At 49.6% G+C, this 23,168-nt stretch carries 26 protein-coding genes and 1 other RNA gene; 13 read left to right on the forward strand and 14 right to left on the reverse strand.

The genetic code is table 11. From position 1 onward, the window contains the following. Positions 1 to 272: 272 nt before the first annotated feature. The gene (locus tag ACX1DY_RS05415) at positions 273 to 443 is read right to left on the reverse strand and encodes a hypothetical protein (RefSeq protein ID WP_458963168.1); all 171 of its coding nucleotides are present in this window, start codon (positions 441 to 443) and stop codon (positions 273 to 275) included. Between the two features lie 2 nt (positions 444 to 445). Then, entirely contained in the window at positions 446 to 679 is a 234-nt protein-coding gene (locus ACX1DY_RS05420; protein WP_458963169.1) for a hypothetical protein, read from the reverse strand. 172 nt (positions 680 to 851) lie between these two features. On the opposite strand from ACX1DY_RS05420, the gene ACX1DY_RS05425 reads away from it, so the two are divergent. Continuing rightward, entirely contained in the window at positions 852 to 1,049 is a 198-nt protein-coding gene (locus ACX1DY_RS05425) for a cold shock domain-containing protein (RefSeq protein WP_019911834.1), read from the forward strand. Positions 1,050 to 1,274: 225 nt separating this feature from the next. Here the strand turns inward: ACX1DY_RS05425 and ACX1DY_RS05430 are convergent, their stop codons facing one another. Next, entirely contained in the window at positions 1,275 to 2,510 is a 1,236-nt protein-coding gene (locus ACX1DY_RS05430; protein WP_458963170.1) for an MFS transporter, read from the reverse strand. A gap of 195 nt (positions 2,511 to 2,705) precedes the next feature. Here ACX1DY_RS05430 and ACX1DY_RS05435 point away from each other — a divergent pair, with 195 nt between their 5' ends. After that, positions 2,706 to 3,788 carry a tetraprenyl-beta-curcumene synthase family protein gene (locus ACX1DY_RS05435; protein ID WP_458963430.1) on the forward strand — a complete coding sequence of 361 codons (1,083 nt, stop codon included), beginning with the start codon at positions 2,706 to 2,708 and terminating at the stop codon, positions 3,786 to 3,788. 29 nt (positions 3,789 to 3,817) lie between these two features. Next, on the forward strand, positions 3,818 to 4,789 hold the full coding sequence (pfkA, locus tag ACX1DY_RS05440) for a 6-phosphofructokinase (protein ID WP_458963171.1): 972 nt from the start codon (positions 3,818 to 3,820) through the stop codon (positions 4,787 to 4,789). A gap of 89 nt (positions 4,790 to 4,878) precedes the next feature. On the opposite strand, the gene ACX1DY_RS05445 is transcribed toward pfkA, so the two are convergent. From ACX1DY_RS05445 to ACX1DY_RS05465, 5 genes are all read right to left on the reverse strand, one after another. Next, on the reverse strand, positions 4,879 to 6,243 hold the full coding sequence (locus tag ACX1DY_RS05445; RefSeq protein ID WP_458963172.1) for an MATE family efflux transporter: 1,365 nt from the start codon (positions 6,241 to 6,243) through the stop codon (positions 4,879 to 4,881). Between the two features lie 123 nt (positions 6,244 to 6,366). Continuing rightward, positions 6,367 to 7,590 carry a putative glycoside hydrolase gene (locus ACX1DY_RS05450; protein ID WP_458963173.1) on the reverse strand — a complete coding sequence of 408 codons (1,224 nt, stop codon included), beginning with the start codon at positions 7,588 to 7,590 and terminating at the stop codon, positions 6,367 to 6,369. Beyond that, on the reverse strand, positions 7,587 to 7,814 hold the full coding sequence (locus tag ACX1DY_RS05455) for a hypothetical protein (RefSeq protein ID WP_458963174.1): 228 nt from the start codon (positions 7,812 to 7,814) through the stop codon (positions 7,587 to 7,589). The genes ACX1DY_RS05450 and ACX1DY_RS05455 overlap by 4 nt, the downstream gene beginning before the upstream one ends. 11 nt (positions 7,815 to 7,825) lie before the next feature. Then, complete coding sequence (locus tag ACX1DY_RS05460) at positions 7,826 to 8,014, reverse strand: hypothetical protein (protein ID WP_175374354.1); 189 nt, start codon at positions 8,012 to 8,014, stop codon at positions 7,826 to 7,828. A 177-nt stretch (positions 8,015 to 8,191) separates the two neighbouring features. Next, entirely contained in the window at positions 8,192 to 9,019 is an 828-nt protein-coding gene (locus ACX1DY_RS05465; protein ID WP_458963175.1) for a YitT family protein, read from the reverse strand. 321 nt (positions 9,020 to 9,340) lie between these two features. Here ACX1DY_RS05465 and ACX1DY_RS05470 point away from each other — a divergent pair, with 321 nt between their 5' ends. Next, complete coding sequence (locus ACX1DY_RS05470; RefSeq protein ID WP_458963176.1) at positions 9,341 to 10,969, forward strand: DEAD/DEAH box helicase; 1,629 nt, start codon at positions 9,341 to 9,343, stop codon at positions 10,967 to 10,969. Positions 10,970 to 11,041: 72 nt separating this feature from the next. On the opposite strand, the gene ACX1DY_RS05475 is transcribed toward ACX1DY_RS05470, so the two are convergent. Beyond that, entirely contained in the window at positions 11,042 to 11,134 is a 93-nt protein-coding gene (locus tag ACX1DY_RS05475; protein WP_232231484.1) for a YjcZ family sporulation protein, read from the reverse strand. Between the two features lie 178 nt (positions 11,135 to 11,312). Between ACX1DY_RS05475 and ACX1DY_RS05480 the strand changes: the two genes are divergently transcribed. The 3 genes from ACX1DY_RS05480 (at position 11,313) to ACX1DY_RS05490 (ending at position 12,974) form a co-directional block, all read left to right on the forward strand. Then, complete coding sequence (locus ACX1DY_RS05480) at positions 11,313 to 12,125, forward strand: YesL family protein (protein ID WP_458963177.1); 813 nt, start codon at positions 11,313 to 11,315, stop codon at positions 12,123 to 12,125. Positions 12,126 to 12,229: 104 nt separating this feature from the next. Beyond that, positions 12,230 to 12,422, forward strand: a non-coding RNA gene (gene ssrS / locus ACX1DY_RS05485) — 6S RNA. A gap of 162 nt (positions 12,423 to 12,584) precedes the next feature. Further along, positions 12,585 to 12,974 (forward strand): DUF1499 domain-containing protein, encoded by a 390-nt coding sequence (locus ACX1DY_RS05490; RefSeq protein WP_019911819.1) that lies wholly within the window; start codon positions 12,585 to 12,587, stop codon positions 12,972 to 12,974. A gap of 86 nt (positions 12,975 to 13,060) precedes the next feature. Here the strand turns inward: ACX1DY_RS05490 and tpx are convergent, their stop codons facing one another. Next, complete coding sequence (tpx, locus tag ACX1DY_RS05495) at positions 13,061 to 13,579, reverse strand: thiol peroxidase (RefSeq protein WP_458963178.1); 519 nt, start codon at positions 13,577 to 13,579, stop codon at positions 13,061 to 13,063. A 116-nt stretch (positions 13,580 to 13,695) separates the two neighbouring features. On the opposite strand from tpx, the gene ACX1DY_RS05500 reads away from it, so the two are divergent. Together ACX1DY_RS05500 and ACX1DY_RS05505 are read left to right on the forward strand one after the other, a co-directional pair. Further along, positions 13,696 to 14,322, forward strand: coding sequence for a rhomboid family intramembrane serine protease (locus tag ACX1DY_RS05500; RefSeq protein ID WP_458963179.1), 627 nt, complete (start codon positions 13,696 to 13,698; stop codon positions 14,320 to 14,322). Positions 14,323 to 14,335: 13 nt separating this feature from the next. Further along, positions 14,336 to 15,250 (forward strand): LysR family transcriptional regulator, encoded by a 915-nt coding sequence (locus ACX1DY_RS05505; protein ID WP_458963180.1) that lies wholly within the window; start codon positions 14,336 to 14,338, stop codon positions 15,248 to 15,250. 37 nt (positions 15,251 to 15,287) lie between these two features. On the opposite strand, the gene ACX1DY_RS05510 is transcribed toward ACX1DY_RS05505, so the two are convergent. Further along, the gene (locus ACX1DY_RS05510; RefSeq protein WP_019911815.1) at positions 15,288 to 15,965 is read right to left on the reverse strand and encodes a zinc metallopeptidase; all 678 of its coding nucleotides are present in this window, start codon (positions 15,963 to 15,965) and stop codon (positions 15,288 to 15,290) included. Between the two features lie 32 nt (positions 15,966 to 15,997). Continuing rightward, positions 15,998 to 16,429 (reverse strand): MerR family transcriptional regulator, encoded by a 432-nt coding sequence (locus tag ACX1DY_RS05515; RefSeq protein WP_458963181.1) that lies wholly within the window; start codon positions 16,427 to 16,429, stop codon positions 15,998 to 16,000. 557 nt (positions 16,430 to 16,986) lie between these two features. Between ACX1DY_RS05515 and ACX1DY_RS05520 the strand changes: the two genes are divergently transcribed. Genes ACX1DY_RS05520 through ACX1DY_RS05530 form a run of 3 tightly spaced genes read left to right on the forward strand, consistent with a single transcriptional unit; the run spans position 16,987 to position 20,237 of the window. Next, a complete protein-coding gene (locus ACX1DY_RS05520; RefSeq protein WP_458963182.1) occupies positions 16,987 to 18,384 on the forward strand; it encodes an ammonium transporter in 1,398 nt (465 codons plus the stop codon). 24 nt (positions 18,385 to 18,408) lie between these two features. Continuing rightward, positions 18,409 to 19,491: a DUF294 nucleotidyltransferase-like domain-containing protein gene (locus tag ACX1DY_RS05525; RefSeq protein WP_458963183.1), complete on the forward strand. Its 1,083-nt coding sequence runs from the start codon at positions 18,409 to 18,411 to the stop codon at positions 19,489 to 19,491. Next, a complete protein-coding gene (locus ACX1DY_RS05530; RefSeq protein WP_458963184.1) occupies positions 19,488 to 20,237 on the forward strand; it encodes an exonuclease domain-containing protein in 750 nt (249 codons plus the stop codon). Before ACX1DY_RS05525 ends, ACX1DY_RS05530 begins: the two co-directional genes overlap by 4 nt. Here ACX1DY_RS05530 and ACX1DY_RS05535 read toward each other — a convergent pair. Beyond that, on the reverse strand, positions 20,219 to 20,695 hold the full coding sequence (locus ACX1DY_RS05535; RefSeq protein ID WP_458963185.1) for a M67 family metallopeptidase: 477 nt from the start codon (positions 20,693 to 20,695) through the stop codon (positions 20,219 to 20,221). The two genes, ACX1DY_RS05530 and ACX1DY_RS05535, sit on opposite strands and share 19 nt — an antisense overlap. A 145-nt stretch (positions 20,696 to 20,840) precedes the next feature. Between ACX1DY_RS05535 and ACX1DY_RS05540 the strand changes: the two genes are divergently transcribed. After that, positions 20,841 to 21,410 carry a TlpA family protein disulfide reductase gene (locus ACX1DY_RS05540; RefSeq protein ID WP_458963186.1) on the forward strand — a complete coding sequence of 190 codons (570 nt, stop codon included), beginning with the start codon at positions 20,841 to 20,843 and terminating at the stop codon, positions 21,408 to 21,410. A gap of 102 nt (positions 21,411 to 21,512) precedes the next feature. On the opposite strand, the gene cimA is transcribed toward ACX1DY_RS05540, so the two are convergent. Further along, positions 21,513 to 23,132: a citramalate synthase gene (gene cimA / locus ACX1DY_RS05545; protein WP_458963187.1), complete on the reverse strand. Its 1,620-nt coding sequence runs from the start codon at positions 23,130 to 23,132 to the stop codon at positions 21,513 to 21,515. Positions 23,133 to 23,168 lie beyond the last annotated feature (36 nt).

A 23,168-nucleotide genomic window follows, 5' to 3' on the forward strand; every position in this document is an offset into this window, starting at 1 on the left:
GGCATAGTCTTCTGCGGTGCTGCTGACATTGCGAGATCGCCCGGCAGCAGGCTTAAGGCAAGCAGAAGCGGGAGGGACTTGGCGAAAAAGGACATTGACGGCAGCCTCCTGACATTTAAGGTCGGCTTAGTATGCCCTGCCAAATCCTGATTATTAAAAATATAAGAAAGTATAAGTTTCACCCTATACTTTATCCTTATATTTCTCGCTGAAACGGATGCCGTCCTTTTAAGGACGGCGTAGCCGTTTCTACTTGTCCAATGCCGCGGAAGTTATGCCAACAAGCTATAAATAATGAAGATAAAAGCCAAGGCGATCAATATGACCGCAGTCAGGGCCATCCCCCGCTTCAGGCGGGGAGGCACCTTGTCCTTGCCCATAATCAGAACTGCTCCGAGACAGAGAACGACAACTACGAAGATGGCCAGACTTTCGTTACCCATAGTTATACCTGCTTGAAGGCAGCCATGATGTTCTTGTACTCTTCCTCATTATCCTTATATGATTCTTTGTTGAAGCGGTTATTAACCCATTCCATCATGGCCGGACGGCTCATAAAGGTATGCGTTTCTTCTCCCCATTGATCGGAAATCTCGCGCAGGACAATATAACGGCCCTGAACCTCCACCGTCATCATATTCCATTTGTCCGTTTTGTATATTTCATGTTTTTTTATCATTATCATTACCACCCTGGCGATTTTTGGCTTTTGGGTCAATGATAACGCAGAGGGGAAGTGAAAAGCAAATATTATCACGCGCGAAGGGAAATGATGGATTGCTTTGCAGGCAGAGTTGGGGTATAATGTAAGCATACGTCATATATGGCGGTATTTTTAGGAGGTTGTTCATTTGAAAGGTACAGTAAAATGGTTTAACGCAGAAAAAGGTTATGGTTTTCTTCAAGTAGAAGGCGGCGAAGATGTATTCGTTCACTTCTCAGCAATTCAAGGTGACGGATTCAAGACTTTGGATGAAGGCCAAGCAGTAGAATTCGACATCACTGATGGTAACCGCGGTCCTCAAGCAGCTAACGTAGTTAAATTATAAGAAACGGCTGGACAGTTGTTCTGTCAGTCCCAATATATATTTGATATGGCAAGCACTTGAATGAGTGGTAACCAGTAATTCAAAGCACACAGTTCTTTCGGGAACTGTGTTTTTTTGTTTTGAAGCTGTACAAGCCAAGCCGATACGGCCGCTATCTGCTGTACTGGTGCAGATTGCAGCCGTGTCGACGGATATATTCAAGCTTAGCCCTGAAGACATCCCGGGCTAATTGCTCTTTTTGCGGAAATACCGCCCGGCCCCGATTCTGTTATCATCCAGCAAGTGCTTGGACAGAAAACCGACAAAGGCCAGCAGCGAAAAGCACATAGCCACGATGTAGAAAATTGTGCGTCCGGCATTCTCGTAGATCACCCCGCCGAATGTGCCGCTAAGCAGACCGGATGCGCTGGACCAGACGACAGTAAAGATCGCCATGCCTGTTGCCCGGAGATGATCGGGGATGATCCGCGTGATGTACCGGACAGCCGTCACATAATATGTGCCGAACGAAATGCTGTGCATAGCCTGTATGGCAATTACGGCAACCGGGTCATTAGCCAGGGACATGAACAGAAAGCGCAGAGCAAACATCAGGCTGGCAAAGGCGAGCAACGGCAGCTCTTTGAACTTATCTCCGTATTTGCTAAGTGCAAAAAAGACCGGAATTTCACTCAGTGCCGAAGCGAGCAGCGCCCAGCCGACTATCTCATCACCGGCGTGCATCTCTTTAAGGCTGATAGTAAGGAAGGCTTCGTTCATTCTATAGCCGACCGCAAGCACGAAAACGCTGCCGAAAAACCACAGTACTTCCTTTTGCAGCAAAATTTGCTTCAGCCCTTCGCCCTTGGGAGATTTGCCTGGGGCCTTGGGGGAGCTTGGCGCGTCACCTTCGGTCCGTTTGACATCCTTCAGTCCTAAAGTAATCAGCAGTGCGACTGCAACAATTACGATACAGACCGCAATGCTTGAGGATGTTCCTGCTGCTCGAAGCACATAACCAATGGTAAGCGCGAAAAAGGAGTAACCCAGCGAGCCGAATACACGGATGGTAATGAAATTACGCCCGTGGCGCTGGGCGATTTTGATTGCCATCGTATCTGCAAGAGGAAATATTGGATAATAGAAGAAATATAAAAGGGATAAAATAAGCATAACACTTGAAAAATCCTCAGCCCTTGCCAGCATAAAAGCGGTTACCAATTGTCCGGCCAGCAAAATAGCCATAATCTTCCTGATCGTGCCCAGCCTGTCGCTGATCATGCTCCAGAACAGATTGGACAGAATGGAAATCAGCGGTCCGATGGAATACAGGACGCCTACCTGCTGGTTGCTGAAGCCCAGATGAGTGTAAAATAGCGGAAAATATGAAACTACCAGCACGCTTGTGCCATAAACCGTGAACATAAAGGATCGCAGCCAGTTCTGATCGCTGTACTGGCCGCCGGTCCGTCCTGAATACATGAACCTGCACTCCTCCGAATATGAAATACGCCTAGTATATCACATAGAATAGAAGCTATGTTTGAGGAAAATGGCGTATTTCAGAATCTTTCACTGGTTTTGCGAAAGTGATTTTGTTGTTTGTACAAATGTGGGTGATCATATTATAATAAATGGTGATTTGGATAAGGAGACAACAATGTGGAGGCACTGTCATTGAATGAATTTGAGCAAGGCCGTTACCTTAGCCCTCGCGGCCCGATTGGGCTGATGAACAGGGTCTACAAGTACGTGCTGCCGGAAGTGCGGGAATGTCTACATTTCTGGCGTGAAGATGCGGAGGGGATTCCCGATCCCGAGCTACGGAAGCAAGCGCTTGCCAGCATTGAAACCAAACAGTTTCACTGCGAAGGCGGCGGGATCTATGCCGCCGGCAATTTGTCGATGAGACATATACTGATTCCGCTAATTGTTGCCTATCAAACGATCAGTGATTATCTGGACAACCTGTGTGACCGCAGTACTTCGCTTGACCCTGCCGACTTCAGGCTGCTGCATCAATCCATGCTGGATGCGATTAATCCCGAGGCTGAACTTGTCAATTATTATGCGCTGCGCAGCGAGCAGAACGACGGCGGATACTTGCACAGACTTGTCCGCAAATGTCAGGAGATGACCTCGCTTTTGCCGGGGTACGCTGCGGCTGCTGCAGAAATACATGATTTGGCTGTTCTGTATACGGATTTGCAGGTTTATAAGCACATCCGCCCAGAGCTCCGGGAAGCTGCCTTGAAGGAATGGTGGGAGGAGGAAGGGAAACGTGCTCCGCACCTGCAGTGGAATGAGTTTGCGGCCGCAACGGGTTCTACCCTGGGCGTATTTATGCTTTTTCTGGCTTCATGCGACCCCAAGCTGAGCACATCGGCATCGGCTTCGATTCGTGCTGCGTATTTTCCGCATCTTTGTGGACTGCACATTATGCTGGATTATCTGATTGACCAGGACGAAGACCGGGCTGGCGGAGACCTCAATTTCTGCAATTATTATGACAATACTGATACCATGCTGAATCGGATCGCTTCCATTGTGGAGTGGGCCCGCAGGGACGTCCAGAATCTTCCGGAGACCTCAATGCACCGCATGGTCATCGAGGGGCTGCTGGCACTTTATTTATCCGATCCAAAAGTCAGCGAACAGCGGGAGGTTCGCTCTGTATCCAAACGTCTGATGAGAAGAAGTCCGCTGACAAGACTGTTCTTCTTCGTGAACAGCCGCTGGATACGCAAGCATATGTATTAGATGCACAATTTTAAGGAGGAACAAACAGGATGGCAAACGTAAAAAAAATCGCAGTATTAACCAGTGGAGGAGATTCGCAGGGCATGAATGCCGCAGTTCGCGCTGTTGTGCGCAGTGCAATCTACTTTGGCATTGAAGTGTTTGGAATCCAGCGCGGATATCAAGGCCTGCTGAACCGGGACATCTTCCCGATGGATCTGCGCAGTGTCGGTGATATTATCCAGCGCGGGGGCACCATTCTTCAGTCTGCCCGCTGCCTGGAGTTCCAGACACCTGAAGGACAGCAAAAGGGTGCGGATATCCTGAATGAAATGGGTATCGACGGTTTGGTAGTTATCGGTGGAGACGGTTCTTACAAAGGCGCCAACAAACTCAGCAAGCTGGGCATCAACACCATGGCTCTGCCGGGTACCATTGATAACGATATTTCCTTCACGGACTACACCATTGGTTTTGATACTGCGGTAGGAGTCGTTGTTGATGCGATCAACAAGCTCCGTGATACAATGTCCTCCCATGAACGTTCATCCATCGTAGAGGTAATGGGACGCCACTGCGGAGACATCGCCCTCCATGCAGGCCTTGCTTCCGGAGCGGAAACGATTCTGGTGCCGGAAATGCCGTATGACTTGAACGAGGTAGCTGACCGTATGCGCGATAACTTTGCCAAAGGCAAACGCCACAGTATTGTTATTGTTGCTGAAGGCGTGGGTAAGGGTGAAGATGTGGCTCAGGCGCTGAAGGACCGCCACGCTTCTCTGGACGCGCGTGTTACCGTTCTGGGACATATTCAACGCGGAGGCACACCAACTCCAGGAGACCGCAATCTGGCCAGCCGCCTGGGTGACTTTGCCGTACGTTCGCTGATCGAAGGTCAGTCCGATAAAGCTTGCGGAATCATCAAGGGTGAATTGGTGCTCACGGATATCGACCTGGTTGTAAACACCAAAAAAGACTTTGACAAAGAGCTTTATGAATTGGCCTCCCGTCTTTCTCAATAAAATCGTTGCAGCCGTGTAGCTGCTTATGAAGGTCCACAAAAAAAGGAACAGTTGCGGAATGATCCGCGCTGTTCCTTTTTTTGTTGTTTTTAAACACTCTTTGACTTGAGGAGTGCATAACGCCGCTGCACCTTGACGAGCCGGGACAGGAGCAGAATGGCCCCTATGGCTAAACCTGTGATCAGTCCGATCCAGTAGCCGTAAGCTCCCAGATCTGTATAGGTAGCCAGCAAATAGCCTGTAGGAAGACCGATAACCCAATAGGCTGCAAAACAGATGATGAAGGCCGGATTTACATCCTTGTATCCCCGTAGTACCCCTTGTGTGGGGGTAGCGATGGCATCGGATATCTGGAAGAATATCGCATAGATCAGAAAATGCTGGATTAGTGCGATGACCTCAGGCTCATCCGAATACAGGCCGGCAACATGGTTCCCTGCGAACAGCAGGACCAGTGCTGTAGCCAGAGAGAGCACAGCAGCCGAGCCGATTCCCAAAATTCCGTATTGGCGGGCATCCTTTAATCTGCCGGACCCGCTCTCAAAGCCGACGAGTATCGTCAGGCTCATGCTGATGCTGAGCGGAATCATATACAGCGTTGAGGCGAAATTAATCGCTGCCTGGTGAGCGGCGATAGTCACCGTATCAAAGCGGCTCATGAGGAGCGTTACCGCCGAGAAAACCGCCGACTCGAAAAAGATAGAGAAGCCGATAGGCACACCGATTTTCAGCAGTTCTTTGAAGCTCTGCAAAGACATAGCGTAGAATCTGCGGAACAATTGCAGGCTTTTGAAGGGCTCATAGCGGTAAACAATGAGCAGTGATATGGCAAAAATCACCCAATAGGTTATAGCTGACGCCACTCCGGCCCCTACACCGCCAAGGCGGGGAAAGCCGAATTTTCCGAAGATAAGCAGATAGTTCAGCCCGACATTCACCGGTAGCGCGATCAGTGTAATGAGCATGGAGACACGTGTCTGTCCCAGCGCATCAATGCAACTGCGCACTACGGTATAGCCGAACAAGGGAATCACCCCAACCGAGATAGCACACAGGAAACGGAAGGCGATATCACGTACGTGCGGCTCTAAATTCATGAAGTTAAGCACAGGAGTTAGAGCGAAGCCTCCGATTACCAGTACAAGCACTGATACCAGCAGTGAGAGCCATATGCCCTGAGTCACCTGATAGGCCACATCCTTGTTCTTCCTGCTGCCGATAAGGTGGGAGACGATTGGTGTCATGCCCATAAGAATGCCGCTGAGGCCTGTCTGAATCGGAAACCACAGGCTGGTGCCAATGGCTACTCCTGCCAGATCGCTCGTACCATATTTGCCGGACATATTCGTATCGAAGAAGGTTATCGCTGACAATGCAATTTGTGTAATAAGAATGGGAATCAAAATATGCAGGAACTGCCCAGCTTTTTGCTTGATTGAATAAGTTTGTATCATTAGCGTATGCCTCGTTATCCATATTTTCTTTACTGGGGATAATCCCCAATAAAAAACCCAGCAAGACGCCGGGTCCTTATCAATTATATGATGATTATGCTAATGAGAGATAATTGCTGTAACCTATTTTTCGTAATCTACGCCTGATGTGTAGCGGTTGTTGGCGTTCCAGAGCAGATATTCATCGACTTTCTGCTCTTTCATGGCGCGGATCTGGTCTTCAACCTGCTGTTTGCCATATTTGACATAATGTCCGCTTCCAAGCCAGCTTGCGGTGAAGTCCTGAATCCAAGGCCGGATGATCGGCTTGCGGCTGCCTAGAGGGTTGAGCTTTTTGTGCGTATCGACCATAGAGCCTTTGATCGTTGCGTATGGATTTTTGTCGGGATCTTTTACATTAAACCACCCGGTTGAATAATGGCTCGGGTAGACCATAGGGCTGATGACATCGACATTCTTCGATATCTTCACGAAATCCTGGCCGATTCCCTCTGCAGCAGGGACAGAAGCGGCATAACCGAAGATGTCAACCGATACGCGGACACCGAGCGGGCCAAGCTCCGATCTGGCATATTTGACAAAATCGGAGATGATCTCGACGCGTGGACGGTCGCTTTTCGTATATTTCAGTGTATCTGCGCGTTTTTCGAAGCCTTCAGGGAAGCGGACATAATCGAATTGAATTTCTTTAAAGCCCAGCTTAACGGCTTCCTTGGCAATGTCTACATTGTATTTCCATACATTCTGATTATAAGGGTTAACGAAGCTGTCGCCGCCTTTATTGGTCCAGACAGAGCCGTTCGGATTTACAAAGGATAATTGCGGATTTTTCTTGGCAAGTACGGAGTCCTTAAAGACAACAATTCGCGCAATTGGATATACATTATGCGCCTTCAGACGTGCCATCAGCTTGTTGATATCTCCGATGAAGGGCTGTGGTTGGCCCATTTTCTGAAGCTCCGCGTTATCCGTTTTGTAGGTTATGTACCCGGCATCGTCCTTGATGTCAATGACCATGGAATTCAGCTCAGTTTTGTCGAGCAGGGCGAGCAGGGATTCCATCCGGGATCCTCCGGCACTGTACGCTGTTACGTATATGCCTTTAACCTTCGGGGCATCGGGCTGTGGATCGGTATAAGCGGTGTCCGTTCCCGGTGAGGCCCCGGTGCCCGGTGTGGTGCCCGGAGATGGTGCAGGTGCTGCTGTGCCAGAATTCTCGGTGTGTTGTGCGACAATGGGGGGATTCGAGGCAGATTGCAGTGCGGCTGCCACATCGGCGTCTTGCGCATTATGCTGAACGCCAACGCCCCCTAGAGCCATCATCAGTAAAGCCCAGGTGATGTTCATTCGTTATTCTCTCCCTTTATATACATTCCCGTTAAGTATAAAGGAACGGCAGCTTCCAAAAAGAACAGACTTGTAACAATCCCTGTAATTTTGACTGTAAAATACTGCTCTTGTTGTTTACGTACGGGATGTACAGATTTTTTAAAACTCTGCCTGAAAAAGTAAATGCCGCCTGGAGCCGGCGCGTGGCCGAATCCAAAGCGGCAACTATCCAAATCTGACATCTGGCGCTTGCTTAATGAAGATACGCAGAATTCTGATGCTCGCAAATGCTGTAATGGATGATATCCATGGCATCGGCAGGCTCCAGAATACTCAGACCGTCACGCAGAACGATTACGGAATTCAATTCGTCCTGTTTTAGAAAAGGCATCATATCCGGATACCATCTCATGACGATTGCTGACAGTTTTACCGTTTCCATTTCCACAAAAATCACCCTTTCCTTTTTCGAATCGAACTGAATTGAAATTCAAGGTCCACCCGGAAAACGAAGTGCTTGGAAAAAAGAGGGTAAATCACAATCTTCATGAAATTGTTAAGGGTCCTGCGTGGTTCTAATATATCATATATTCAATATATGCGCATTTCTTTTGAGGATTTACCTTTTGCGGAATGAGCCCATGACTCCGACCGTTTCCACAATATTGACAAAAGCCTGAGGATCGCTAGTTCTGATGATCCGCTTCAGCTCTGCAAGCTCATAACGGGTTGTTACTGTCATTAGCATGTCCCTTTCCACATGAGAATAAGCGCCCTCTGTCTTGATCTTTGTGACTCCGCGCTGTAGCCCGAGCAACTGCTGCAGCAGCTCGTCCGTCCTTGTAGTTACAATGTATACGGTAACTTTAATGTGACTGACGTGGATCAGATCAACAACCTTGCCGCTGACATAGATGGATATCATAGAAGCGAGCGCGAGGTTCCAGTTGTTGTCAAAATAAGCTGCGGCGAGAATTACAAGCCCGTTCAACCCCACCAGCACATTGCCGATGGGAAAGTCGCGGTAACGCGTGATAATGGAGCCAAGAATATCGAACCCGCCGGAAGAACCGCCTACCCGGAAGGATATTCCGGCGCCGACGCCCACAAGCACTCCCCCGAAGACGGAGGCCAGCAGCATATCCGATGCCACTGTAGCTGTGGGAATTAGTGCCATCAGCCAGGTAGTGGCGCCTACAGAGAGGATGCTGAGAGTGATAAATCTCCGGCCGAGCTGGAACCAGCCTGCCACCAGCAGAGGCACATTGAACAGCAGGTACAGCAGGCTGATATTAAACGGTGTAAAATAGCCCACCAGCATGGCGAGCCCGGATACCCCGCCACTGAGCAGCCTGTGGGGGATGAGGAACAGGTTAAAGCCGCAGGCTATCATCGCCGAACCGAAGATGACAGCCAGGTAATTTCCGATTAGTCTTAAGCTTGACAAGCAGGTTCACCTCTGTCTTTAAATGTAAATAATGAAAGAAAGGAATGTACTGGTATTCCTAAAGGGGTTTGTGATATAATGTATAGGATATTCTTGAGTAGGACGTTACAATGGTATTTTTGCATTGCTTAGAATGCGAAATTACAATTGTTCAGGCGGATATAATTGGCCTGATCTAAGGACAGCTTTTGGTCCCAAACGCGCACGTTAAACCATGCAGAGAATCCGGCATGATTGGACAGCCTATAAGTGTGTTTACCGCTACTTAAGAATACAGACAAGCATGTGGAATGTCCACTATATAGAAGGAGCATGAATAATTTGAAAACATTCGCAGAATTCGGCTTGGAGCCAAAAGTGCTACAAGCAATCTTGGAGCTTGGATTTGAGGAAGCAACACCTATTCAGGAGCAAGCCATCCCGATTGCTCTGACTGGATCGGACATGATCGGACAGGCACAGACCGGTACAGGTAAAACCGCAGCTTTCGGGATTCCCCTCATTTCCAAAATCGCCCGTGAAGAAGAAAAAATCCTTGCGCTGGTTATGACGCCTACACGCGAGCTGGCTATTCAGGTAGCTGAAGAAATCGGCAAGCTTACCCGCTTCAAGGGACTTCGTTCACTGGCCATTTACGGTGGGCAGGATATCGGCCGCCAAATCCGCGGACTGAAGAAGAAACCGCAAATCATTATTGGTACACCTGGACGCCTTCTCGACCACATTAACCGCAAAACCATCCGTCTTGATGACGTGCAGACCATTGTACTGGACGAAGCCGACGAAATGCTGGATATGGGCTTCATGGAAGACATCCAGACAATCCTCAAACTTGTACCGGAAGAACGCCAAACCATGCTGTTCTCAGCTACAATGCCTCCTAACATTCAACGTCTTGCCCAGCAGTTCCTGAAGAACCCGCAGCATGTTTCGGTTATCCCGAAACAAATCAGCGCACCTCTGATTGATCAGGCCTACATTGAAGTTCCTGAGCGCCAGAAGTTTGAAGCCCTGAGCCGTCTGATTGATATGGAATCCCCTGATTTGGCTATCGTATTCGGCCGTACCAAACGCCGGGTTGATGAGCTGGCTGAAGGCTTGCAAAAACGCGGCTATTCCGCAGACGGACTGCATGGCGACTTGTCCCAGAACCAGCGTGATGCGGTAATGCGCAAATTCCGCGACGGCAGCATTGATGTCCTGGTTGCTACTGACGTAGCGGCACGCGGACTCGACGTTTCCGGTGTGACTCACGTTATCAACTTTGACCTTCCGCAAGATCCGGAAAGCTATGTACACCGTATCGGCCGTACCGGCCGCGCGGGCAAGGAAGGTACCGCCTGGTCTTTCGTAACTCCACGCGAGATGGATCACCTGCATTTGATTGAGCGTGTTACCCGTCACCGCATTACACGCAAGCCGCTTCCGACAATGGCTGAGGCTATTGAAGGCAAGCAGCGCGTTACAGCCGAACGTTTGCTGGCAGTGGTTGAAGCCGGCGGTGAGCTGAACGAATACAAAGGCATCGCTATCCAGTTGCTTGAGCAATACGATTCGGTACAACTGCTGTCCGCAGCAATGAAGCTGCTTACTGGTGAAACCAAGGATGCCCAGGTTGAATTGACACCGGAAGATCCGATCCGTGTTAAACGCCGGGGCGGCAAAAATGATATCCGCAGCGGCCGCAAGCCTAACGGCGGATATGGCGGCAACCGCACAGGTTCCGGAGGCGGCGGATACCGTGGCAACCGTGACAACGCAAGCGGCGGCAGCCGTGGCGGTTATAGCAGCGGCTACGGCAGCGGAGGATACGGCGGCGGCTATAAAGGCAACCGTGATTCCGGAGCTGGCCGTGACGCCGGTGCCGGACGCAGCGGAGACCGCAAACCGTCTACACGTCCAAGCAGCACAAGCACGCGTCCTGCTAAGCGCGAAGATTACGACATTTAAGCAGCAGATTTGCTCATAAGGAGAAGACGAGTAACCGGATGGCGGTTCTCGTCTTCTTTTTTTACTTTCGTATTAGATAAATGTGCGGGTGATGATTACGAGCAGAATGAACAATACAAGGATAGTGCCGGTAGATGTAAACGGGTTGCAACAAGGATTGGACATTCGGTTAACCTCCTTTAGGTGAGTGGTTAGCGTGGTTACGATTCTAATATATGGACTCTCCGCTAAGTCTGCGTAGACAATAACCTAGTATTCGTCAACTTGGGCGCTGGAAAAGTCCGGGGCAAATAAGGTATAGTAAAGGTACGCAGTATGCGCGAGACAGACAGGAGGAAGGGAATTGGAGTTTAAAGGAGCAATGGGCGGTTTATACCGCATCACAGAGTGGATTTCACGCATCGCCTTCAGCAATATTTTGTGGGCGTTATGTTCGGTCCCGTTTCTGTTCATGGCAGTGATGAAGATGATTATGCTGGGTTCAGACGCAGGTGGGCCAAATGAGCAGATTACGCTCAACTGGGCGCTTGGCATTTTAGCGCCGTTCACTGTGTTTCCGGCAACAGCGGCGCTGTTTACAGTGGTCCGCAAATGGGTTATGGGCAATACGGATGTTAGTACGTTCCGCACTTTTTTTCAAGGGTACAAAGAGAACTATTTCAAAAGCATGCTCGGGGGGGTTATCTACACCTTACTGTTTGTCGTGATGTACGTTGATGTGACCGTATACATGACTCAGATGGCCAATTTTAAAATCGTCGGCATACTGATGCTGGTGCTGATGATTATTTTGTTCGTCTCCATGTTCAACTTCTTTTCGATTGTGGTCCATTACCAGATGACCTTCAAAGAAGTGGCGACCAATTCTATTCTGCTGACTATCGCCCGTCCGATCCGTGTGTTCTCCACTCTAATCGGCTCGGCGGTTCTTGCTTATATTGGTCTACGGTATTCGGTGCTGTATGTGATCTGTATTCCGACATTGATTGCTATGCTGGCCTTCTTTAACTTCTTTGCTACTTATAACAAGCTGCAGATGCAGGTTGAGAAGAAGAAGCAGGAAGAGGAGCTTGCCGCCCTGGAAGCCGCTGAGAAAGAGGCAAACGAGCAGCAGGACGAAGAGGATGACACGGATCAGGACCATAAGAAGATTTAACATAGGGGTAACACTGGCCGTCCATAGTGGGCGAAAATTGTAATCCGTTACTAATTAAAGCGCATACAGGTTTACTTTTTTGTCAAAAAGCAATATAATAGCTATAAATCCTGCGATGTGCGTTTACGGTTGCTCGTTGTTTTGAACCAATGATAATGTCTTGGGAGATCTATATGAAGCGCAGCTGAACAGCCCTGTCTATATGACTTGGGGAATTCAAAAACGACTTCTGCGGCCACCCACCTGCTATAGCAGGTTCAGAAGACACTGTAGCCGGACGGCATAGGCGGGTTTCAACTGTTTTTGACAAGGTGCCCTGTTTTCCCGCGTTGCTGCGGGTGCAGGGTACCTTTTTATGTATGGAGATCATTTGATAAAGTGAGCAATGCCCTTTTGTTCCGGGGATAAGAATGTTACACTTAAGGTAATGAACTTGGGATTTGAAGAGGGGGAAGTATTTTGTCGTTGAAAAGAACCTTGGTCGGTTTATTTCGCAGTCATGACGGAACAAGCGACCGTGCAAAAGATCCGGCATTAAAGACGCGTTATTACACTCTTTCAAGAGACAAGGCGTGGGAGGAAATATCCTCAACGCTGAAGAAGATTCCTGGATTCAAGGTGCTTCATGAGGTGCAGTCTGTCGGAGAAATTATTCTTGAGAAAAGAACCGGATTCGGCCGCACGCTGGATATCACCGTTTCTGTGCTGAATACTACGCCGGTGCGTTGCGCGATTGATATTTATTCCGCATCGAGAGGATCGCTTGGCGATCTTGGCGCTAACTACCGCGTCATTCAGCGTTTGTACCAGTCACTGGACAAGAAGCTGGGCAAATATAAGATCGACTAATATAAATTCATCCATAAGCAAAAAGCGGGAGAAGGAGGTCCTTCTGCCGCTTTTTTTCTCAGCATATATTTGGTTGGCTACAATAATTACAGTAGTTCCTTCACAGCGGCTATAGCAGCTTCATAGTTAGGATGCTCGGTCATTTCGGCTAAGTACTCGACATATGCCAGTGTGTTGTTCTTGTCCACTACAAAGATCGAGCGCATATCCAGACGGAATTCTTTGATCAGCACGCCATAGGCTTGTCCGAAAGATGCTGCTTTGTGGTCGGAAAGTGTAATGACACGATCAATGCCTGCGGCGCCGCACCAGCGGGCTTGGGCGAATGGCAGGTCCATGCTGATGGTGAGGATGACCACTTCATCTCCGAGCTCTGCTGCTTCAGTGTTGAAGCGGCGGGTCTGCGCATCGCATACACCGGTATCCAGAGAAGGTACAACGCTGATTAGCTTGATTTTACCGGCATAATCGCTAAGCGACGCGTCTTCCAGCAGATTCTTGCTCACCACGAAATCTGGCGCGGAATCACCGGCTTTCAGCTCTGGTCCTACGAGAGTGATGGGGCTACTTTTAAATGTGGCTGCGCCTGTTCTTTCTTGCGTCATTTCCTTGTTCCTCCTTGAATTGCATTATTGGATTCTTACTGCCAGAATAAATTATAATCTTTTTAGAAGCTTCGTGTCCAACCGGACAAGAACAAGATACATAAAGGGATGGTGCTATGATATTCATAAGGTATGAGAAATGGAAAGGGTACATTCGCTATTACCCGGTAACCTGTACTTTAATTCTGTTAAATGTAATCATGTTTATTGTGTTGACTGCGAACGGCGGCTCTACCAATCTGCAGACACTGCTGGATTACGGGGCTACTCTGAATGCGGGTCCCGAAAAAGATGAGCTGTGGCGTTATGTCGCTGCGACTTTTTTACATAACGGGTTTGCCCATTTATTCTTTAACTGCTTTGCATTATTGGTGTTTGCCCCGCCGCTTGAGCGGTTGATGGGCTGGTGGCGCTATGCGCTGCTCTATTTGGCCGGAGGGTTCATCGCTAATTATTTGGCGGTTGCAATCAGCAGCCGTTCGGTTGTTGACGTGGCTACAGTCTCCGTAGGCGCTTCTGGCGCAATCTACGCCATCTATGGTGCCTTTCTCTATATTGCCTTACTGCAGCGCGGGATGATGGATGAGGGCTCCCGCAAGACGTTGTACGGCCTTCTGGTGATGGGGGTTATTATGTCCTTTGCCACGCCAAATGTGAATTGGATGGCCCATCTCAGCGGACTCGGAGCAGGTTTTTTCCTCTATGGATTAATTATCCGTATATTCAAAAAAAGCCGACGATAAAGAGGGTGAAGATGTGGAGCTTAGACAGCTTCAGTATTTTTTGAAGGTTGCCCAAAAGGAACATGTTACAAGAGCTGCAGAAGAACTGCATGTAGCGCAGTCTGCGGTCAGCCGCCAGATTCATCAGCTCGAGCAGGAGCTTGGCGTAGATTTGTTCATGCAAAAAGGCCGCAACCTGCAGCTGACGCCGGTAGGACAGCTCTTTTGCAAAAGGGTCGAGTCCGTGCTGAAGGAGCTCGAGCGCTCTGTGGCGGAGGTGCATGAATTTCTGGACCCGGAGCGCGGCGAGATCCGTATCGGCTTTCCGCACAGCCTGGGGACTCATCTAATCCCTTCGATTGTTGCGGAATTCCGGCGCCATTACCCGCATGTCAAGTTTCGCTTTAAGCAGGGAGCATATCCCTCCTTGATTAAGGATGTGCTCTCAGGCGAAGTTGACCTCGCCTTCATCTCGCCTTTCCCGGAGAGTGCCGAGCATATCGCCGGAGATATTGTTATGACAGAGGAGCTATTCGCCATCCTTCCGCAGAATCATCCGCTGGCTGGTGAGAAGCTCATTCGCCTCGAGCAACTGCGCGACGAGAAATTTGTCTTGTTCAGCCAGGGATATTCCTTGAGGCCGATTGTATGGCAGGCCTGTGTGCAGGCTGGCTTTAAGCCGCAGATTGCCTTTGAAGGCGGGGAAACGGATACTATACGCGGCCTGGTTGCCGCAGGAATGGGAGTGAGTCTCCTTCCGGAAATGGCCTTGTATCAGACCAATCCGATGCAGCCGGCACAGGTGCGCGTTGTAGAACCTGCTGTAACAAGAACGGTGGGGCTTATTCACCGCAGCGACGGTAAGCTGCCGCTGGTGGCCCGTTCTTTTCGCACTTTCCTGTTAACCTATTTTAAAGACAGAAATAACAATACCCCGGTTGGCTCGTAGCCTTCCGGGGTATTGTTTATGCCTGCGGGTTGCAAGCTTAGTCACGGTTTCCAAGGAACATGGCAATCAAACGGATCAACTCAAGCAAGGAGACTAAGGCTGCAGCCACATAAGTCAAAGCTGCCGCATTCAGAACTTTGGCTACGCCGCGTTCTTCCTCGTTGCGAATGTAGCCTTGCTCCACCATCACCTGGCGCGCCCGGTTGCTTGCGTTGAATTCAACGGGGAGAGTCACAAGCTGGAAAGCCACGGCAGCCGAGAAGAAAATGATACCTAGACCGATAAGGTTAAGGGAGCTGAAGATGAAGCCGGCCAGCAGCATGAATGGCGCAACCCCGGAGGCGAAATTGACGACCGGGAACATCCGGTGGCGCAGAGTAAGCATTGGATAGTGTACCTTATGCTGAATCGCGTGGCCGACCTCGTGGCAGGCCACAGAGATGGCGGCTATAGAGCTTTCATAATACACTGGCTCTGACAAGCGCACAACCCGGTGAACGGGGTCGTAGTGGTCGGAGAGCGAGCCGCGTACTGGTTCGATTGGAACGTCACTAAGGCCGTTCGCATCAAGCATACGCCGGGCGGCATCGTAGCCGGTCATACCGCTCATGTTGGCTACCTTAGCCCATTTATTGAAGTTGCCCTTAACTCTGAATTGAGCCCATAAGGAGAATAGAAACGCAACAATTACTAACAGATACATCAAAGAATTCATATGTCATTCCTCCACTATAATTTACATGCAGTTTACATTGGCGGCCCCTGCATCAGCAGAAGCCGGATCGCTTCCATACAGGCAACTCCTTGTGGAAGCAGTGTAGCCAGCGCCCGTCTGGCTTGAACGGGCTTCAACCCGTTGATGATCGGTTCCAGCGCCTTCACCTCACGCTCAAGCCGCTGCATATGAATCTCAAGCTCGACCAGTTTGTCCGAAACATCAGTTTCAGGGGTAGCTGCATTCCACTTGCTCATCATGGATTTGATCTCTTCCAAAGTATATTTCTCTTGCTTTAATTGATTAATACGCTCCAAAGCAATCAGGGTTTCATGGCTGTACAGCCGATAATTCTTCATGCTTCTGGATTCTGGCGAAATCAGTCCCAGCTTGGTGTAGTAATCAATTGTCCGCTCACTGATGTGAGCGGCTTTGGCCAGCTCACCGATCCGGTACAAGTTCATATCCCCAAGTTATCTCACCTCGCTAACCGAAGCCGGTTCTGTTTCTGTACACCGTCTTCTTACTATATAAAATATGGAATATCTTAATGATACCAAATGACAAACCGTACAGTCAAACGTCACACTTACTTTTAGTATATGCTATGCGGTGAGCAAAGATGCTTCAAATCCTTTGTTCTTACAATAAGGATACACCCTTTAATCGTGAGACATCAAATACCTGAAAATACATAACATTAGATGTTATGTTTATTGAAGGAAGGTTTTTTTGATGCTGTTTTTCGATGAGTATTAATAAAAATTCATATAAATGAATTCAAAATATAGAAGCATATTGAATGCGTTCTCATATCTGAGAGCACTAAAAGCCTGTAAATCTGCGGGTTATCGGCAATTTTAGGGTGGCCAAGTTAAACTGTGAAGAAATCGTGCGCTTCCATAAATAAATTAAAGTATCCAAAAAAATAGTCTTGTCAATTTACCTGACTTCTGATTATAATGACATTAAGAGTTTCACGCTTTGTTAGAAAATATGACATTGGGGAGTGGGGTAAAGAATGAAGAAAAAGATGATAATGATGTTCCTGGCCATGATCACACTGATGGTCTACCCGGTTAGCGCCTTTGCTGCTGATGGTCCTGCGGCACCGGATTTGCAAATCGGATTGGATACGGCGTTCACCTTCCTGGCATTTATCTTAGTATTCTTTATGCAATCAGGGTTTGCAATGCTTGAAGCCGGATCAGTCCGGATGAAGAATGCCGGCCACGTAGCCGGTAAGACGGTGTTGACACTGGCTATTGCAAGTTTGTGCTTCTGGGCTCTTGGTTTCGGTCTTGGCTTCGGTAACGGTAATAGCTTCTTTGGAACTACGGGGTTTTTGTACGGTGGGGATACACAAGCTGCTTCATTCGATAATGCCCTAGGTTTCTCTGATGTAACTCTTAACGTTAAATTCTTGTTCCAAATGGCTTTTGCCGCAGTTTCCCTGGCTATCGTATCCGGTGGTATGGCTGAACGTGCGAAGCTGAGCGTATACATTGTCTTCGGTATTCTGTTCTCGGTAGTTATCTACCCTGTTGTAGCACACTGGGTATGGGGCGGAGGCTGGCTGGCCGAACTGAAAATGCAGGATTATGCTGGTTCGACGGTTGTCCATCTTACAGGTGCAACGGCGGCGGTTGTCGCAACCATCTTGCTCAAACCACGTCTCGGCAAGTTCAATAAAGAAGGCAAACCGGTTATTATTCCTGGTCATAACCAAGTATTCACTGTACTCGGTGTAATCATCCTCTGGTTCGGATGGTTCGGATTCAACCCGGGCAGCGCACTGTCTCCAATGGGAGGGTTCTTCGGGCACGTAGCTCTGACAACTAACATTGCGGCTGCCGCCGGCGGTCTGGCTGCCTTGATCGCTTCCTGGCTGTACTTTGGAAAGTCTGATATTCCGGCAATGCTTAACGGGGTCCTGGCTGCGCTCGTTGCTATCACTGGTGCCTGCGCATATGTAGAGCCTTGGGCTGCTATTATCATCGGTTTGGTTGCAGGAGCATTCACATTCATGACCTCGCAATGGCTGGAAAGAGCGGGTCTGGACGATCCAATCTATGCATTCTCTGTACACGGTATTGCAGGGATGTGGGGAGCATTGTCCACGGGTCTGTTCGCAGCACCTGATCTGATCACTAAGGGCGCTCTCGTCGGGGAAGCGGGTTTGTTCTACGGCGGCGGCTTCCACCAGCTTGGTGTTCAAGCACTTGGCGTAGCGGGAACCTTCGTATTCGTAGCGGTAATGTCCTTCATCATTCTGTATGTAATGAAGCTGGTCATAGGCCTGCGTGTAACAGAAGAGGAAGAATTGATGGGTCTGGATATCAGTGAACATGGTACTTACGGATATCCTGAGCAAATGAAGCTGATCGCAGATTCGGAATCCAAAGCCCATAAACTATAAAATTCTCGTTGGGAGGCGGACCGAGTGGCTCAGGTGGAATCGGCAGACTGGAACGAAGATAAAAGATATTTGTCCATCACAACAGCCGGTTCGCCGCAGGAGCTGAAGGCAAGGCGCAGTGCCTGCCAAGATGTACTGCTGGAGCAGTTAAACGTTATCCCGATCGAGGAATGGCTGTCCCGGGTCAATGCCATGCATGACCGGATTGCCGGGACAGCAGTCGGCATATGTGAGGCGCAGATGAAGAAGGCGGGCTACGGCCCGCCTCCCTGCGCCTATTCCTTTATTGTCTTCGGCAGTGCCGGAAGGCAGGAAGCTACGCTGTGGAGTGATCAGGATAATGGCCTAATTGTTGAAGGTGAACCGGATGGGCACAAAACAAGATATTTTGAGGCCTTCGGGGCAATGTTGTCCGATGTGCTTGAAGAAGCAGGCTATGAGAAATGTGAAGGTAAAGTGATGTGCTCAGAGCCGTTGTGGCGCAAAACAATGCCAGAATGGAAGCGGCAACTGGAAGGCTGGATGAGCCAACTGGAGTGGGAGCCGATCCGATATCTCATTATTGCTTCCGATATGCGTCATGTAGCCGGAAGTGCGGCGTTGTCCACGGAGTGGCGTGAAGCTTTTCATGCCGGATTCGTAAATAATGCGAAGCTGTCTACGGCAGTGCTCCGCAATACGGTCCGTCATAAAGCGACACTGAATCTGCTCGGGCAGGTACTTACGGAACGTTTTGGCGATTATGCCGGAGGATTTGATGTTAAATATGGTGTTTATATCCCGCTGGTTAATATTGTAAGGCATTTATCGTTACTGCACGGTGTCTGGGACAGCTCGACACTGAAGAGGCTTGAATTGCTGGCTGGGCTGAATGAGTATCAGCATCTTGAGGATATCCGCCGCGCCTTTTTAACTGCTCTGCGCATGCGTGTAAATACACCCTATACCGTTCAGGACGGCTTGTTATCCAGCAGTGACTACATTGCTGAAAGTGATCTGAAGAATAAGCAGCTCTTGTCTGAGCTGCGGGAAAGTCTGCTGCTTGTCAGGCGTCTGCACAAGGCCCTGCAGCGTCAGCTCCGTTCAGCGGAAAGGAGGCAGTCATGAAGGAGCCGAACAAAGGCGGAGGATTCTGGAACAACCTGAGACAGGGCGGAATGCCATCGGCCATCGCTTCCATGAGGGGCGGGGAATCGGCGCAGCAAACCGCACAGCAAATGGCGTTTATTCGCTCCCTTATGCGGGAGAAGCGGCGTCCTGAAGTACTGCATACCCCGCTATCTGAACTTGAGACCGTTATTTTCGATCTGGAAACTACAGGTTTTTCCCATCAGCATGGGGATGAGATTATATCTTTTGGCGCCATTAAGGTGGTGGGAGAGCAGATCAAGGAAGAGGAATGCTTCTACACTCTGGTGAACTGCCAGACAGCAATTCCAGAGGATATTACGAAGCTTACGGGAATTTCGGAAGAGATGACAGCAACAGCACCGTCCTTGATGGACGCACTGCATAATTTCATGTCATTTGTCGGCCAGCAGGTGCTGGTGGCACATGGCAGCAATCATGATAAGTCTTTCTTAAATGCGGCTCTGTGGAAAACCTCCAAGGTTCAGCTTACCCACAGAGTGCTGGATACAATCATGCTGGCCCGCTGGCTGGAGCCGCACCGCAGCAACTATACGCTGGATGAGCTGCTCGCCGTCCACGAAATTCCTATTCATGGCCGGCACAACGCGCTTGAGGATGCCAAAATGACGGCCAAATTATGGGTATCCTACATGCGTGAGATTTCTCAGAAACGACAGATAGAGACCCTGGGGGACCTGTACGCTTATTTAAGCAGACCATAGATTGGCGCATGCAGCAGCCTAAGGTTGAGCTTTCCGTTAGCTTCTGGCTGCCGGTCGATATAAAACCCATTCAAGCGCGGAAGTTCCTTGCTATTAGATCCGGGAGAACCGATCAGATACACCTTGAATTCGGAGCCTAGGGAAGGTAGGCCCTGAATATCGGCGGTGGAGGGCCAGGGGACTGAGTTTGGATGGGAATGAAACAAACCGATGGGGGCGGGATCGAGGAAGAGTGCTTTAACCCATTCCTGCGGATCGGGAACAAAGGCATGCAGCGGGTCAGGCGCTACGTTGCGCATGGGCACATAGTCGTCGATGCGCATGCCGCCCGCTGCGGCAGCACCCAGCAGTACTCCGCAGGCCTCCTGCGGATAACAGGATAGCAAGTGCTTCCCCAGCACAAGCTGTACGGAGGAACTCAGCGCTATGGGCTGGATTTTTCCCTGGAATGCTGTCATTTGTTCACCCCTCTCTCTTCATAGGGTTTCGTCTTTGGCGAAATCCTCTTTTTTATTCTTTTTTGCAGATAATGGATGGTTTGAAACAGAGGGTAATGGGGGTACAATAGGAGAAACCCATCCCATTTGCAAAGGATAAACCTCTATGAAAGCTGTGAATAAACGTAATTTAACGGTCCTGGCCGTTATTGTATTTTTGGTCTTTCTGGCGGTAGAGCATAGATTGAAGCCTGAGCCGGAGGCGGTTCCCGCAATTCAGCAGCAGCCAGCCTCGGAGCTTAAGAGCGGTACCGGTGAGGGTCTGCTGGCGCCGGCGTTCTCTATGCAGGATAAAGACGGCCACAGCTATAAGGTAGGCGGGACCAGGGAAAAGGCGGTCTTGCTTAACTTTTGGGCTTCCTGGTGCGACCCTTGCCAGAAGGAGGCGCCGGCTCTAAATGCGCTGGCACTGAAATACAAAAATGTGCTGGATATTTACGGAATTAACGTGACCAGTCAGGATTACAAGCCGAATGCGGAACGTTTTGTCAGAAAGTATATGCTGGCGTTTCCAATCATGTATGATCTTAAAGGCGAGGTGTTTGATAAATATAAAGGCGTGGTATTCCCCACCAATGTGCTGGTTGACAAAAATGGGGTAGTCGCCGAAGTGATTCTCGGTTTTCTGTCCCCTGATGAGCTGGAAAAGAAAATTATTGCCCTTACAGGCTCCTGATAAGCAGCAATTAAGCAATTACTGAAGCAAAGCCCCTCTGCATCACGGGAAGTTCCGGCTGCAGGGGGGCTTTGTTTAGTCTGGAAAAGGCGTGAGTCAGGATTAGTGATTCACAAGTCCGCGGGGTTCACTACTCTCTTCCTTGTCGTTCTCCAGCGATATTTGTCCAAGCAGGGCATAACGCATACTGTCGACCAGCGCTTCCCAGCTGGCTTCGATAACGTTGCTGGATACGCCGACGGTACTCCAGGTATCCTTGTAGTCTTTGGACTCAATCAATACGCGCACCTTCGCAGCGGTCTGATCCTTCTCATCCAGCACACGCACCTTGTAGTCGGAGAGATGCATATCCTTAAGCTGCGGAAAGTAGGTGAGCAGCGCCTTGCGCAGCGCGTTGTCGAGCGCATTAACTGGGCCGTTGCCTTCAGCAGCGGTATAGAGGTTCTGGCCGCCTACTCTTAGCTTAACGAACGCCTCGGAAACTACGGGGTGTCCGGCTGTTTTTTCTACAAGCATCTTGAAGGATTCGAAGGTGAACAGCTCGTTCATCTCTCCGGTTGCTTCGCGAAGCAGCAGCTCCAGGGAGGCATCGGCGCCTTCGAATTGGTAACCCTGATGCTCTAGAGTTTTGATTTTGTCGATCACCTTGCGGGCCTGCTCGCTGCTTGGGTCAAGGCTGAGCCCCATGTCCTGCGCTTTGGACAGAACATTGCTCTGTCCGGCCAGCTCGGATACGAGCACTCTTTGCTTGTTCCCGACCAGCTCCGGGGCAATATGCTCATAGGTGCGGGAATCGCGCAGGATTGCGGATACATGAATCCCGCCTTTGTGCGCAAAAGCGGCATTTCCAACATATGGCTGATTCACCGGCAGGTTCACATTGGCGACCTCGCTGATGAAATGGGCCGTATTCGTAAGCTGAGGTAACGAATCGCCAGGGATGCAGTGATACCCCATTTTGAGCTGCAGGGTGGGAATGATTGAGCACAGGTTGGCGTTCCCGCAGCGTTCGCCATAGCCGTTGATTGTGCCTTGAACCTGACGGACCCCAGCTCCGATTGCACTAAGCGTATTGGCGACCGCGAGCTCACAGTCGTTATGTGTATGAATGCCGAGTGAAGCTCCAGGGAGCTGAAGGGCAATGCCGGAGACAATCTCCTGAATTTCAAAAGGCAGAGTTCCGCCGTTGGTATCGCACATCACCAGCCAATCGGCACCTGCGCTACGGGCTGTCGCCAGCACGGCAGCAGCGTATTCGGCATTGTTCTTATAACCGTCGAAGAAATGCTCGGCATCAAAAATGACTTCAAGTCCCTTGCGTTTGAGGTAGGAGATGGATTCGCCGATCATGGCGAGGTTTTCTTCAAGTGTAGTCTGCAGCGCAGTATGCACATGGAAGTCCCATGATTTGCCGACCAGTGTGGCTGCGGGAACACCGGCGTCGATCATTCTTTGCAGGTTGTCGTCATGCTCGGTAATGGAGTTCTTGCGCCGGGTGCTGCCGAATGCGGTGATTTTGGCATTCAGATGCAGCTCCTTTACTCTTTTAAAAAACTCAATGTCTTTGTTGTTGCTTCCCGGGATGCCACCTTCAATATAGTGAACACCCAGATCATCGAGTTTCTTGGCAATTTTCAGCTTGTCATCCGCCGACAGACTGATACCTTCACCTTGGGTGCCGTCACGCAGCGTCGTATCGAAGATGGAAATGGACTTAGACATGAGAGTCCTCCTAAAAGTTTGAATTTTTATATTATA

The sequence above is a fragment of the Paenibacillus sp. BAC0078 genome (assembly GCF_054483875.1).